The sequence below is a fragment of the Micromonospora sp. A200 genome (genome assembly GCF_029893845.1).
GTDB classification, from domain to species: domain Bacteria; phylum Actinomycetota; class Actinomycetes; order Mycobacteriales; family Micromonosporaceae; genus Micromonospora; species Micromonospora purpureochromogenes.
On sequence record NZ_JARXXY010000040.1, the window covers coordinates 1 to 13,582 of the forward strand.

12 protein-coding genes are annotated in these 13,582 nt (G+C 74.7%); 5 read left to right on the plus strand and 7 right to left on the minus strand.

From position 1 onward, the window contains the following. Positions 1 to 307: 307 nt before the first annotated feature. Positions 308 to 577 (plus strand): DUF6458 family protein, encoded by a 270-nt coding sequence (locus M2302_RS27940; RefSeq protein WP_067300694.1) that lies wholly within the window; start codon positions 308 to 310, stop codon positions 575 to 577. A 68-nt stretch (positions 578 to 645) separates the two neighbouring features. Here the strand turns inward: M2302_RS27940 and M2302_RS27945 are convergent, their stop codons facing one another. Next, positions 646 to 1,185 (minus strand): histidine phosphatase family protein, encoded by a 540-nt coding sequence (locus M2302_RS27945; protein WP_280840807.1) that lies wholly within the window; start codon positions 1,183 to 1,185, stop codon positions 646 to 648. 116 nt (positions 1,186 to 1,301) lie between these two features. Here M2302_RS27945 and M2302_RS27950 point away from each other — a divergent pair, with 116 nt between their 5' ends. After that, a complete protein-coding gene (locus M2302_RS27950) occupies positions 1,302 to 1,592 on the plus strand; it encodes a DUF6458 family protein (protein ID WP_280840808.1) in 291 nt (96 codons plus the stop codon). Between the two features lie 80 nt (positions 1,593 to 1,672). On the opposite strand, the gene M2302_RS27955 is transcribed toward M2302_RS27950, so the two are convergent. After that, entirely contained in the window at positions 1,673 to 2,350 is a 678-nt protein-coding gene (locus tag M2302_RS27955; RefSeq protein ID WP_280840809.1) for a hemolysin III family protein, read from the minus strand. 109 nt (positions 2,351 to 2,459) lie between these two features. On the opposite strand from M2302_RS27955, the gene M2302_RS27960 reads away from it, so the two are divergent. From M2302_RS27960 to M2302_RS27970, 3 genes are read left to right on the plus strand one after another with little or no spacing between them, the layout of a single operon-like run. Beyond that, positions 2,460 to 3,071 carry an allophanate hydrolase subunit 1 gene (locus tag M2302_RS27960; RefSeq protein ID WP_280840810.1) on the plus strand — a complete coding sequence of 204 codons (612 nt, stop codon included), beginning with the start codon at positions 2,460 to 2,462 and terminating at the stop codon, positions 3,069 to 3,071. Next, entirely contained in the window at positions 3,068 to 3,916 is an 849-nt protein-coding gene (locus M2302_RS27965) for a biotin-dependent carboxyltransferase family protein (protein WP_280840811.1), read from the plus strand. The genes M2302_RS27960 and M2302_RS27965 overlap by 4 nt, the downstream gene beginning before the upstream one ends. Continuing rightward, complete coding sequence (locus M2302_RS27970) at positions 3,900 to 4,649, plus strand: 5-oxoprolinase subunit PxpA (protein WP_280840812.1); 750 nt, start codon at positions 3,900 to 3,902, stop codon at positions 4,647 to 4,649. Before M2302_RS27965 ends, M2302_RS27970 begins: the two co-directional genes overlap by 17 nt. Before the next feature lie 75 nt (positions 4,650 to 4,724). Here the strand turns inward: M2302_RS27970 and M2302_RS27975 are convergent, their stop codons facing one another. The 5 genes from M2302_RS27975 to M2302_RS27995 all read right to left on the minus strand — a co-directional run bounded on the left by M2302_RS27975 (position 4,725) and on the right by M2302_RS27995 (position 13,373). Further along, positions 4,725 to 6,557 (minus strand): NHL domain-containing thioredoxin family protein, encoded by a 1,833-nt coding sequence (locus M2302_RS27975; protein ID WP_280840813.1) that lies wholly within the window; start codon positions 6,555 to 6,557, stop codon positions 4,725 to 4,727. A gap of 589 nt (positions 6,558 to 7,146) precedes the next feature. Beyond that, on the minus strand, positions 7,147 to 7,287 hold the full coding sequence (locus M2302_RS27980; protein WP_280840814.1) for a hypothetical protein: 141 nt from the start codon (positions 7,285 to 7,287) through the stop codon (positions 7,147 to 7,149). 88 nt (positions 7,288 to 7,375) lie between these two features. Beyond that, positions 7,376 to 8,083 carry a helix-turn-helix domain-containing protein gene (locus M2302_RS27985; RefSeq protein WP_280840815.1) on the minus strand — a complete coding sequence of 236 codons (708 nt, stop codon included), beginning with the start codon at positions 8,081 to 8,083 and terminating at the stop codon, positions 7,376 to 7,378. A 313-nt stretch (positions 8,084 to 8,396) separates the two neighbouring features. Continuing rightward, positions 8,397 to 10,121 (minus strand): recombinase family protein, encoded by a 1,725-nt coding sequence (locus M2302_RS27990; RefSeq protein ID WP_280840816.1) that lies wholly within the window; start codon positions 10,119 to 10,121, stop codon positions 8,397 to 8,399. A 129-nt stretch (positions 10,122 to 10,250) separates the two neighbouring features. Continuing rightward, positions 10,251 to 13,373 (minus strand): hypothetical protein, encoded by a 3,123-nt coding sequence (locus M2302_RS27995; protein ID WP_280840817.1) that lies wholly within the window; start codon positions 13,371 to 13,373, stop codon positions 10,251 to 10,253. Between the last annotated feature and the right edge of the window lie 209 nt (positions 13,374 to 13,582).

Sequence of the window (13,582 nt, forward strand, 5' to 3'; positions counted from 1 at the left end):
ACGTCCTGTTCGCCATGCTCCGCGACAAGAACCCCTACCAACCCCGCCCCACAGCACCGATCGCCGCTTGACGAAACCCATAGGGACACCCCCCCGCCCCGCATCACCCCGGATGTCCGCGCACTCACCTGGAAAGAGTGGCTGTTCCGCCTCGGACAGCCACGCCTTCTCCGAAAGTGCGCCCAGGGGGTGGCGGAGGGTGGGATTGGCGGGGGTGGGGTTGGTAGGCGGGCCGGTTGACGGGTAACCGTCGCGGACCACGTCAGGGGCACGCCCAGAGGCCACCGCACGGGGGAGTGCAGCGCACATGGGCATTGGTAGCGGAATCTTTCTCATCGCGCTGGGCGCGATCATGACCTTCGCCATCCGGGCCAACGTCTGGTGGATCGACCTGCGCGCGGTCGGCTGGGTGTTCATCCTGGCCGGGCTGGCCGTACTGCTCACCACGCTCTGGTTCTGGCAGGACCGGCGCAAGCGGGCACGCACACTGATCGTGGAGGAGAACCGCCTGTCCCATCCGACCGCGATGATGCCGCCGCCGCCCGACCCGCCGCCGCCCACCGCGCCACCGTCCTGACCCGCCGCCCGCGCTGCCGTCCACGCGCTGCCTGCCCCGGAGGTGCGGTCCGGGGAAGACGTACCGGCTCAGCCGCGGGCGGTGTGGCGGTTCACGATCGCCGCGCCGCCCGGTGCCAGGTCCGCCCAGGGCGTCGCGGCCCGGTGCACCACCAAGTCGGTGGTCCGCAGCCCCTCGGGATCCGCTCGTTCCGGGTCGAGCAGCGCCGAGAGCAGCGAGATGCCGGGATTGTGGGCGATGAGCAGGACCGTCCGGGCCGTCGGCTCGGCCGCCCGGACCAGGGCGAGCAGATCCTGCGGCTGCGCCTCGTACGCGGTCGGCTCGTAACGCACCACGGGTGACGACCCCGCCGGTCCCCCTTCCGGCGGGGACCCCGTCATGCCCATCGCCACGTCGTGCCAGGTCTGTCGGGTACGCCGGGACGACGAACAGAGCACCACCTCGGGCAGCAGGCCGTGCCGGGCCAGCCAGGCTCCGGCGGCGGCCGAGTCGGCGTGCCCGCGCGCGGTCAGGCGGCGTTCGGCGTCCGGGGCGCCCCCGGCGGGTAGTTCGGCCTTGGCGTGCCGGAGCAGCACCAGGGTCCGTTCCTCGGCGTGGGCGTCCGTCATGCGCCCAGCTTGCCTGATTGGCGATCGGAGCGCCTGGGTAAGTCGATGTGTGCCGCACGCTCACCGATGGCCGCGGCGGTCGGATACGCCAGTGAACATGCCAAGGAGGCGACATCATGGGCATCGGTGCCAGCATTTTCCTCATCGCGCTGGGCGCGATCTTCGCGTTCGCCATCGACGCGAACCTGGGATGGCTCAACCTGAACGTCGTCGGCTGGGTGCTGATGCTCGCCGGCGTCGTCGGGCTCATCACCACCCTCTACTTCTGGAACTCCCGCCGCCGCACCGTGGTGGCCACCCCGGTGCGCGAGGACCGGGTGGTGGCCGACCGGGTCGTGCCGGTGCAGGACGACCGGGTGGTGCGGGAGGAGTACCGCGAGGTGCGCCGCCCCGGTTACCCGACCTGATCCCCGCGCGCAGACGTCGGGGCCCCGCAATGCTGTGGGGCCCCGCACCATGTCCGCCCGCCGGCGGGCGGGCTCTGGGCTCAGGCGAAGAGCGCGAAGTAGATGGCGATGTGGTGGCAGAGCGCGGCGAGCAGGGTGCAGGCGTGGAAGAACTCGTGGTGGCCGAAGACGGTGGGCCACGGGTTGGGCCGGCGCAGGGCGTAGCAGACCGCGCCGACGCTGTAGATCGCACCGCCGATGGCCAGCAGGACCAGCGCGGTCACCCCGCCCTCGTGCAGGATCTGCGGCAGCATCGCCACCGAGACCCAGCCGAGCGCCAGGTAGAGCGGCGCCGACACCCACCGGGGCGCGTGCGGCCAGACCAGCTTCAGCGTCACGCCGGCCAGCGCCCCGCCCCAGACCACGCTGAGCATGATGGTGGCCATCCGGCGGTCGAGCAGCAGCGCGCAGAACGGCGTGTAGGTGCCGGCGATGAACACGAAGATCATCGAATGGTCCAGCCGGCGCATGATCTGGTAGCCCCGCTCCGACCACACCCGCCGGTGGTAGAGGGCGCTGGTGCCGAAGAGCCCGCAGACGGTCAGGCTGTAGATCAGGCAGCTCACCAGGGGTGCCCAGCCCGGGCGGGTGGCCGCGATCGCGCACAGGACGATGCCGCAGGCGAGCGCGACGAAGAAGGCGTAGGTGTGCAGCCAGCCGCGCATCCGGGGCTTCCCGATGTCGACCGGCTTGAGCCGGAGCGGTGCGGAGGTGGTCACGGATACAGGTTACGGCACCGTAGGTTACCTGCGGGTAGTGCGTCTGGTCACCGCCGCGTCGCGCGGGCGCGGGCCCGTGGTCGTCGGATCGATCGGGGAGGATGGCGGGATGCGGATCCGACCCGTCGGCCGACACGCCCTCCTGCTCGACTGCGACGACCCCGGCCAGGTGGAGGCGTGGCGCGCCGAGCTGTGGCGTCGCCGCGACGGCGGTGAACTGACCGCCGTCGAGATCGTCCCGGCCGCCGCGACCGTCCTGCTCGACGGCGTACCGGACCCGGCGGCGGTCGCCGCGCGGATCGCCGGGTGGGCCCCCCGGCCGGTCGCCGCCCCGGCCGCCGTCGAGCAGGTCGAGGTCCCCACCGGGTACGACGGGGAGGACCTGCCCGTCGTCGCCGGGCACTGGGGCGTGACCGTGCCCGAGGTGGTGCGACGACTGCGGGAGACCCCGTTCCGGGTGGCGTTCTGCGGCTTCGCGCCCGGGTTCGCGTACCTGACCGGGCTACCGCCGGAGTGGGCGGTGCCCCGGCTGCCCAGCCCGCGTACCCGGGTGCCGGCCGGGTCGGTGGCACTCGCCGGGCCGTACGCGGGGATCTACCCGACCGCCTCGCCGGGCGGGTGGCTGCTGGTCGGGCGCACCGAGCTGACCCTGTTCGACGTGCACGCCGACCCGCCGGCCCGGCTCACCCCGGGCACCCGGGTCCGACTGGTGGCCGCGTGATCGAGGTACGCCGCGCCGGACCGCTCACCACCGTCCAGGACCTCGGCCGGCTTGGGTACGCGCATCTCGGCGTACCCCGGTCGGGGGCGCTGGACCCGGCGGCGCTGGCGCTGGCCAACCGCCTGGTCGGGAACCCGGTCTCCGCCGCCGGCCTGGAGATCACCCTGACCGGCTGTGAGCTGCGGCCGACCCGCGCCGTCACGGTCGCGGTGACCGGGGCAGACGCCGACGTCCGGGTGGGCCGGCGACCGGGTGACGTGGGCCGGCCGCTCGCGGTGCCGGCCGGCGCGGTGCTGCGGATCGGGCCGGCCCGCGACGGGCTGCGCAACTGGCTGGCGGTCAGCGGCGGGATCGCGGTCGAACCGGTGCTCGGCAGCCGCGCCACCGACACCCTCTCCGGCCTCGGCCCACCCCCGGTACGCGACGGCGACCGCCTCCCGCTCGGCCCGTGGCCCGGGCCGCCGCCACCGGTGGACGTGACCGTCGGCCGGCCCCCGACCGGCGAGCTGCGGCTGACGCTGCGCCCCGGGCCACGGGCCGACTGGTTCACCCCGGAAGCGCTCGACCGGCTCCTCTGCACGCCGTACACGGTCAGTCCGGTGGGCGACCGGGTCGGCGCGCGACTGACCGGCGCGCCGCTGCCCCGCGCGGTCGCCGGTGAACTGCCCAGCGAGGGGATCGTGCTCGGCGCGGTGCAGGTGCCGGCCGACGGCCAGCCGCTGGTCTTCCTGGCCGACCACCCCACCACCGGCGGGTACCCCGTCATCGGGGTGGTGGACGACGTGACCGCGCTCGCGCAGGCCCGGCCAGGGACTACGGTGAGGTTCCATGGACCTCAACGCTGACCTCGGCGAGGGATTCGGCATCTGGCGGCTCGGCGACGACGACGCGCTGCTGGACCTGGTCACCTCCGCCAACGTCGCCTGCGGCTTCCACGGCGGTGACCCGTCGACCATGCGGCGGGTCTGCGCTGCGGCGGCCGATCGCGGAGTGGCCATCGGCGCCCAGGTCGGCTACCGCGACCTCGCCGGCTTCGGTCGCCGGCGCATCGAGTACGCCTTCACCGAGCTCCGCGACGAGGCCACCTACCAGCTCGGCGCCCTGGAGGCGTTCTGCCGGCTGTTCCGCACCCGGGTCCGCTACCTCAAGCCGCACGGCGCGCTCTACCACGCGGCGGCCGTCGACGAGTCGCAGGCCGCCGCCCTGGTCGCCGCCGTCAGCGGGTACGACGACCAGCTGCCGATCCTCTGCGCGCCCGGCTCGAAGCTCGCCCAGCTCGCCGTCGGGGCGGGCCTGCGGGTGGTCGCCGAGGGCTTCGCCGACCGGGGCTACCTGCCCAACGGCTCGCTGGTGCCCCGCACCGCGCTCGGTGCGCTGGTCACCGACCCGGAGGAGGTGGCCGCCCGGGCCGTCCGGATGGCCACCGAGCGCACCGTCGTCGCCGTCGACGGCACCGTCATCCCGTGCGCGGTCGGCTCGATCTGCCTGCACGGTGACACCCCGGGCGCGGTCGCCTCGGCGGCCCTGGTGCGGGCCGCGCTGCTCGACGCGGGCGTCACCCCGAAGCCGTTCGTCTGACGTCCCGGCCCCGTGGTGACCGGATCCCGCCGCCGAGGCCACGGCCCGGGGCGGGCGAGCTGAGAACGCCGACGCTCAGGCGTCCAGGCCGCGCAGCACCAGCGGCAGCCGGGTCGCGCCGCCGTCGACCACCCGCACCGGTACGCCCCAGTCCTGCCGGGTCAGGTGGCAGGCGGCGTGCTCGACGTCCTTGTCGCAGGTCGCCGCCTGGGCGGTCACCTGCAGCACCCCGCCGGCCACCGCTGCGTCGATCACCAGCCGACGGGACAGGTCGGTGGTGGTGCCGGCCCCCTCGACCAGCAGCTCCGGCGGGGAGGCGGAGACCACCAGCCGGGTCGACGGGCCGTACGTCTCGTCCAGCTTCTGCCCCGGCGCGGGCGAGAAGATCACGTCGAGGGTCAGCTCGCCGGCCGCCACGTCCGTCGGCTTGCGCTCCACCTGGTGCCGGGGGCCGTCCACCGTGCTCGCCCCGGCCGCCGTGAGCGTGCCCGGCGCCAGTCGGGTCAGCCGGTGCGCGGACGACTCGACCACCAGCACGTCACCGTCGGCGGTGAGCACCACGTCGCTCGGCTCGGCCAGGCCGTCGGCCACCGTGGCGACCTGGTCGGTCGCCGGGTCGAAGCGGCGCACCGCGCCGTTGTAGGTGTCGGCGATCAGCACCGAGCCGTCCGGCAGCGCGCACACCCCGAGCGGGTGCTGGAGCAGCGCCCGGTCGGCCGGGCCGTCCACGTGGCCGAAGTCGAAGAGTCCCTGCCCCACGGCGGTGGCCAGCACGCCGTTCTCGACGTAGCGGAGCGCGCTGGTCTCGCTGTCGGCCACCCAGAGCCGGGTGCCGTCGGCCGAGACGGAGAGCCCGGAGGGCTGCGCCATCCACACGTCCGGCAACGGACCGTCCCGCAGTGCCTCCACGGTGGTGCCGGCGTACATGCCGGCGGTGCGGCGGATCGGGTCGAACCACCAGAGCTGGTGGATGCCGGCCATCGCGATGACGACCTTGTCGTCGTACCAGGCCAGGTCCCAGGGGGAGGAGAGGTCGACCGAGAGCGCGTCGTGCGCGTGGTCGTCGACCGAGGAACGCCACTGCCGGCCGGTGCCGGCGACCGTCACCACCTCGCCGGTCGCCAGCCGTACACCGCGCAGCAGGTGGTTGACGGTGTCCGCGACCACCAGGTCGTAACCGGCCACCTCGGCGACGTGCGCGGGGAGCAGGCAGAGCCCCTGCGGCTCGGCGAAGCTGGCCGCGCCGACCGGCCCGTCGGCCCGGCCCCGCTCGCCGGAACCGATCCGCCGGACCAGGCTCTCACCGTCGGGGGCCAGCTCGGCCAGGGAGTGCCGGGCCGAGTCCGAGACCAGCAGGTTGCCACCGTCGAGCACCACGGCCTTGCCGGGGAAGCGCAGGGTGGTCTCCGGCTCCGCCGGCGGGACGTACGGGCCGTCGCCCCGGTGCAGGGTGCCCTTCGCCGTGTGGGTGGCGACCAGGTCGTCGACCAGGCGGGTCAGCCCCTCGGCGTGGCCCTCGCCGGCCATGGTGGCCACCACGTACCCCTCAGGGTCGACGACGGCCAGGGTCGGCCAGGCCTTCGCCGCGTACTGGTCCCACATGTCCAGCTCGGGGTCGTCCAGCACCGGGTGGTGCACCCCGTACCGCTCGACGGCGGCGGCCAGCGCGTCCGGGTCCTTCTCGTGCTCGAACTTCGGCGAGTGCACGCCGATCACGACGAGCACGTCGGCGTACTTCTCCTCCAGCGGGCGCAGCTCGTCGAGCACGTGCAGGCAGTTGATGCAGCAGAAGGTCCAAAAGTCCAGGACGGTAATACGACCTCGAAGGTCGGCCAAACGGAGGACCTTGCCGCCCGTGTTAAGCCATGCTCGGCCTCGCAGCTCAGGGGCGCGTACGCGTGCACTCATGACGTCATCGTGCCTTACGAAGGGCCGCCATCCTGCACGACGGGGCGGCGCGAGAGGCGTACGCGACACGGCCTCGCCGAGGGCGAGCACGGCCGACGCAGTGCGATACCGCCCTCCCTCGCGGCGGTAGACCTCCGGCGGTCCGACCGGGGACGAGAGGTCGCCGACGCCGACGAGGGCCGAGTGCTCTCGGTTGCGGCGCTCGCCGACAGCCTCGACGCGCCGCACGGTCACGGCGAGGGCCGAGGCCCGGACAACGACGGCCGGATAGGCGTCGTCGCCGACGATGATCGTCGCGGGCGTGCCGACGATCGGCGGGGCGGCGAGCGGCGCGGGGCCCGGAGCGGTGAAACGGCGGCCGACGGGGGCGCCGGTGACGGCAAGGGACATAAACCGCACCGTAGTCAAGGAGGTGGGACACCCGCGGCCCCCGATGAGCGGGGCAAAGGGCCTAGAAACGGTCGAGGACCTGCAACCTGGGCGATACCCGGGCGTGGGGCGAACGGGCGCGAAAGGTGCTCTGGTGAGGGGTAGAACGACGCGTGTCGACGCAACGTAGGCCCGCGGCGGGGCCTCGCTGGTCGACGAGTCAGGTGCGCCGACGGCGGCGGCTGGTCGGCGCGGGCCGGCAGGCCGGGCGCGTCGCGGGCGGGGCCTCGCCGAACTGCTCGGCGACCCAGGCGGCGAGGGCGTTCACGAGGTCGGACGGAATGCGGGGCGGCGTGCGCATGGCGTGCTCCACTGTGGGGACAGAGAGGTCGTCAGCGTACGCCAGAGGCCCGCCCCACGTAGGGAACGGGCCTCGCGTCGCGCAGTGGCTAGTCGGCCGGTCGAAAGATGGCGCAGGGCTCGGGGCCCTCGTCGAGTGCGAGCAGGCGCGCGGCGTGCTCGATCAGGCGCAGCAGGTCGGCCCGGCCGAGCGTCACCTCGGTCGCTTCGCGGCCCTCGACGCTGAGCAGGAATTGACCCCCATCGTCCGGCGAGGCGGTGAGGTGAACCGTGCCCCCATCCTGCGTCTGCACCTCGAGCCAATTGCGAGGCGGCGGGGACACGGCACCGGCCCGCTCGGCGGCGATCTCACTGTCGTGGATGGCGACCACCTCGCGAATCTTCGCCCTGAGCCGATCATCAATGGGCGCGGTCATCTCCGCTTCCTCGACGCGGATCAAGGAGTCGCCATCGGCGGCTGTGCGGGGCGCGTGGAAGAAACCTCGCTCGCGGTCGTAGCAGACCACGGAGTCCTCTTCGCGCAAGCGGCGCAGCCAGTTGTTGACCATCCCGCGTTTGCGCGGTTCGGCGGCGTCGGGGCCGTCGGCGGCCTCGCGGGAGAGCAGCCTAAGTACCTGGGCGTCAAGGGCGAAGGTGTGCTCGCGCTTCACCGTCCAGGGCAGAAGATCGCGATGCCTCGGCTGAGGCTTAGTCGCGCGGGCCTGCCTCAAACGGTTATAAACGGCCTGCTCGGAAACGCCGTAGGTTTTGGCGATTTCGGCGTAGGTGGCACCTTGGCGGCGCAGTTGCACGAGCACGTCGTTATCAGGGAGCAAGCGAGGGGCGGGCAATTTGTTTAAACGCTCCTTCACGCTTTCATCAGCAGCAGGGGATGAAGCGTAAGCGACGCGCCGAGGCCACCTGCAACGTCCCGCGCGCGGCCCGCTTGGTTACAGGCCGTTACTGTTGAACTTCGCCGAGAGTCTCTGAACCTGACAGACCTCCGACGCCTTCCCAGCGGTCCCTGACCTGAGGCGGTAGGGAGTGATCCGCCGGGGGTATCGGCCGCGGCAGTCACTCGACGTGAGTGGCCGGGAGCCGCCTTATTCCGTTGGGCGTGAGGCGTGAGGCTCAGTGCGCGACGATCGCGCGGGCGGCGTCGAGATACCTGCGTGCGGTGCGAGGCGAGCGGCCGATTTCGGCGGCGACCTCGTCGAGGGTGGCCGAGGGGTTCGCGGCGAGTAGGGCGAAGACCTTCTCGGTCGTCTTGTCGAGTACGGCGGCGGGGCGCGAGGTCGTGCCGTCGGCCCAGGTGATGAGCAGCCGCTCGGCAGGCTTGAATCGCACGCCCCGTGTGGCGGCTCGGGACGCGGTGACCTGAGCGACGGCGAGGCCGAGCAGGCCGCGCCGCTCGCGCTCGGGCAGCCCGAAGAACGCGGGCACGCTCTGCGCGAGGTCGAGCAGCGGCGAGATATCGGCGTCGGGCATAGGGACACGGGCGAGGGCCTGCTCGGTGGCGGCGACCTGCTCGCGCAGGCGTGGCAATTCCTCGGCGGCCTCCTGCTCGGTGATCGTGCCCGCGATAGCGAGGCGGCGCACGCGGGCGAGTTCGGCGCGGGCGAGGTCGAGGGCATCCTGCGCGGCGTCGCGGGCGGCGATGTCGTCGGGGGCGACGCGGGCGACCCAGGCATCGGCGACGGCCTCAAGCAGCGGGTCACCGGGCTCGAGGGTCGCGACGCGCGAGAGGAACGCGACCGATATGGCGTCGTCGGTCTCGACGGTCGGTGCGGTGAATCCGGCGCAGTCGCGGCCGTTGCCGTACCGACCGCAGCGGTAGACCTTCTTGCCGGCGGCCCCGCTCTGCGCGGTCCGGCCGTCGCACTCGGCGCAGCGCAGCAGGTCGGCGAGCAGCGCGCCCGAGCGGCGGTCGCCGCGTCGGAGGAATCGCCCGCTCTCGGTGATGGTCGCCGAGCGGTCGTCGAGGGCGCGCAGAATGCGGGCACGCTCGCCCGGCGTGATGACGCCCTCGCCGACGCTGACGGTCTGCCCGTGCTCGTCGCGGTAAGGCACGGCGATGTGTTGCCATCGGCCCTCCGGGGTGCGCTCGCGCGTCGACTGCAGGCCCGACCAGCCGGGCGACCGCACGAGGGTGGAGATGGTGCCAACGCCCCATGATTTGCCGCGGGGCGACGGCACGCCGTCGTCGTTGAGGCGCTTCGTAACGGCCCAGATCGTCTCGCCCGCGAGCAACTCATCGGCGATGCGTCGGGCGGTCGCGATGGTCTCGGGATCGTGCGCGAGGTGCCCGTCGACGACGCGCAGCCCGAACGGCGGCGGCCCGCCCAGCCATCGGCCCTCGGCCCGGCGAAAGCGCTTCGCGCGACTTACGCGGCGAGAGAGGTTCTCGACCTCTTCGCGGGCGAGTTCGGCTCTGATGATGTGCTCGAGGCGGCGGCGAGAGTCGCCAGTGTCGGTGCCGTCGCAGCCGACCACACGGCGAGATCCGTCGGCGTGCTCGTCGAGAATGCGGCCGATCTCGACGGCCCCGCGACGGTCGGCGCGGTCGAGCGCCCAGACGAGCAGGGTACGGAAGCGGTCGCCCGCGCGCAGGTCGGTGAGGCCCCGCATCCATTCCGGGCGGGCCTTCGTCGAGTAGCGGGACGCGCCCGTGCCTTCACGCTCCACGTAGACCTCGACGACGTGCAGACCGAGGCGGGCCGCGAGGTGGCGCACTTCGGCCTCCTGCTCGGCGAGCGAGCGGCCGTTGCGGGCGTCGCCGTCGGCGTTCTTGTGCGACCGGCGCAGGTAGAGGGCGCAGCAGCGCGAGGGGTCTAGCGGTTCGTGGGGGTGGGTCATTCGGGGGAGCGTACCCCGAGGTCGTTAGACCGTGTGGAACGTTCCGAAGTCCAGCAGGACGTGTCGATCTCGCCACAGCGGATACGACGGCGGGGCCACGGATCACCGTGGCCCCGCCGTCGAAACGTGCTACTTGGTGGCCGGCTTGAGGCAGAGCACCCGGTCGGCGCCGGTGCCCGGCAGCACCACGTGCGGCTGCGCCGGGTCGGCGCACTTCTCCTTCGCGTCGACCTTGGAGACCACGGTGAACGCGTTCGGCTCCCCGCATTCCGCCGGGGACGCGCCGTTGCCGGACTGCTTGACGCAGGAGCCGACGGCCGGATTGAACGGGGCGGGCTCCTCCTCGCCGCCGATCTTGCCCAGCAGGCTGAGCAGGCCGAGCGGGACGGCCAGGATCAGCACCGCCGTGATCAGCACCATGGCCAGCACCCGGCCATTGCGGACCTTCGGCGCTGGCTGCTCGACTTTCGGCGCCGCGTCCGGCTTGAACGAGTCGAAGCGTCCCTGCTCGGGCTCCGGGTCCTGGTGCCAGGCGCCCGGACCGGGCTGGTTGGCCGGCGGGAAGGGCTGGCCGGCGGGCGGGAACTGCTGACCCGCGGGCGGGAACTGCGGCCCGGCCGGCGGGAACTGCGGCCCCGCCTGCGGGAACGGCGCCGTGCCGCCGCCGTGGGCCGGGTCGTGGGCCGGGTGGCCGTAACCGGGGACCGCACCGGCGGCCGGACCGCCGGCCGGGCCGGCGCCGAACGGCTCGGCCGGGTGGTCGCCGGGACCGTGCGGGCGCGTCCCGTTCATCGGCCGGTTGTTGCTGGCCGGGTCCGCGAAGGCCGGGATGGCGCCCGGGAACGCCGGCGGCGCGGCGGGCGAGGTGGGCGGCGCGGACGAGGGAGCCTCGGGGCCGAAGCCGGGCTGGCCGGACGGCCGCTCCGGCTCGTCGAAGCGCCGCCGGTCCTGGTCCTCGTACCGCTGCTGGCCGTCGTACCGCTGGCCGTCGAAGGACTGCTGGTCGGCGAAGGACTGCTGGTCGGCGAAGGACTGCTGGTCGGCGAAGCGGGGCGGGGAGTCGTGCTCGGCCTGCTGGCCGTCGTACTCCCCGACCGGCTCGTCCACCGGCTCCGGGCGGGCGGGCCGGCCGTACACCCGGGGCTGCGGGGCACCCGTGGCACCCGGCCGCAGGGCCTGGTCGGTCGGGGGCATCACTCGGCTGGCCAGCGGTACCGACGCGCTGGCCGACGCCCGCCCGGCGGCGGACTCGTCGGCAACCGGCACGGCGGCGCGCCCAGCCCCGTCGGCCTCCGGCGAGGTACGCGGCCCGGGCACCACCGGCCCGGCCGGCGACTGCGGCTCCTCGCCGGGACCCCAGCCCGACCGTTCCGGCTCGTACGCCGATGGCGCGTCCGCGCGCCCGGCCGGTTCGAAGGAGGACTGGTCGGCGGCTCCACCGAACTGGGCCGGCGGGGCGTAGTCGGTCGGCGGCACGGCGGCCAGGCTGGCGCCCGGCACCCGCTGCTCCTGCGGCGGCAGGGGCACCGCGTTGGCCGGCGAGATGCCGGGTGCCGGCGCCGGCTGGTAGATCGGGGCCTCGTCGGCGCGCTGGGGCTCCCAGGCGTCCTCGGCCGGTCGCTGCGCGGGCGGGGCCTCGGCGCGGCCCCAGGCCTCCTCGGCCGCCCACGGCTCGGCGTCCGGCACCGCCGGACGGTCGGCACCGGCCCGCTGCGGCGGATTGTCGGCGTCCGCCCCCCAGGCCGGCGGGCTGCCCGGGACCGTGACGGACGCGGTCGCCCGGGCCGGCTGCTCCGGGGGCGTCCAGCCGCCCGACTCGGGTCGGTCGTCCTGTCCGGGCACGGCCGCCGCGCCCCAGGAACCGGCATTATGGGTCGACTCCTCCGCGGCGGGCCAGTCGGCGCCCGGCCGCTGCTCCTCGCGGGCCGGTGCGGCACCGCCCCAACCGTCGGCGGCCTGCTGCTCCGCGCGGGCCTCCCAGTGGGCTGGTGCCGGTGCGCCGGCGGCGTCCCACGACTGCGGCGACCGCTCGTCCGCCTGCGGGGCGTTGTTCCACCCGCCGGAGCCGGCGGCGTTGTCCGGGGTGGCGGTGTTCCAGCCACCGGAGCGGGCGGCGTCGTCCTGGCCGCCGGTGTTCCACCCGCCCGAGTGGGCCGGGTCGTCCTGCGGCGTGCGGGCGGCGTTCCAGCCGCCGGAGCGCGCCGGGTCGTCCTCGGTGGACCATGCGTCGGCCGCCGGGGTGTCGTGCTGCGGCACCTGCGCGGCGCCGCGCGCGCCGGTGTCGGGCTGCGCCCACCCGGGCACGGCCTGTTCCGGCTGCTGCTGCGGCGGCACGGGCACGGAGGCGCGGCCGGCGGATCGGGGTGCCTCGTCCTGGGTGGACGCTGCGTTCCACCCGCCGGAGCGGACGGCGTCGTCCTGTGGCGGCTGGGTCTCGCCACCCCAGCCGTCGGCCTGCTCCTGGGGCGCGGCTGCGCCGTTCCAGCCGGTGGACTGCTCGTGCTGCTCGGCGCCGACGTGTCGACCGCCCGAAGTGGACGCCTCGTGGGACGCGGCCCCGCCGGCGTTCCAGCCGCCGTTGCCCGCGGCGTCCTGGTCCTGGCCGGGCGTGCCGGCGTTCCAGCCGCCGGAGCGGGCCGGGTCGTCCTGGGCCGGGGTGTTCCAGCCGCCGGAGTGGGCCGGCTCGTCGTGCTGCGGCGCGGCGGCCCAGCCGTTGGCGGCCTGGTCCTGCTGCCCGGCGTTCCAGCCGCCGGAGGCGGCCGGGTCGGCGGAGGCGGGCCAGGCGTCGTTCGGCTGGGGCACCCGGGCGGCGCCACGGGCGCCGGAGTCGGGCTGCGCCCACGCCGGGGCGGCCTGCTCGGGCTGCGCCCAGGCGGGCTGTGCCGGCTCGCCCGGCCCGGCGGGCTGGCCGGGTACGGAGGCCGCGGCCCAGGCGGCGGCGGGCTGGTCGGACTGGGCGGCCCAGGCGGGCTGCGGCGCGGCCCACTGGCCGGGCTGCGCCGGCTCGCCCTGCTGCGGCACCTGCGCGGCGCCCCACGCCGGGGGCTGGTCCTGCGCGGCGGCCCAGGCCGGGGCGGCCTGATCCGGTCGGCCGGCCGGTGGTGGCGGCGCCCAGCCCAGGTCCGGGGCGGCGGGGTTGCCGTACCCGGTGTCCTGCTGCGTCTGCCGGTCGCCGTACGGCGCCGGTCCACCGGCGCCCGGCGGCACCTGGTCCGGCTCCTGGCCGGGGCGGTGCTGGCCCTCGGACGTCATGGGTGCGCCTCCTCCATCACATGTCGGCCGCCGATGCCGTCCGGGACCGGGCGGCGGGCCGCCGGTGTCGCCGGCGGATCGGCCGTGCGGGCTCCCCGCACCGTATCCGGTGACCGCGCGGGGCGTCCGGGGAGCACCGGGCCGTCACTCCGCGTCGCCGGGCGGTGGCGATCGGCTCTCATCCGGCTCGATCGGCGTCCCGGGTCGGC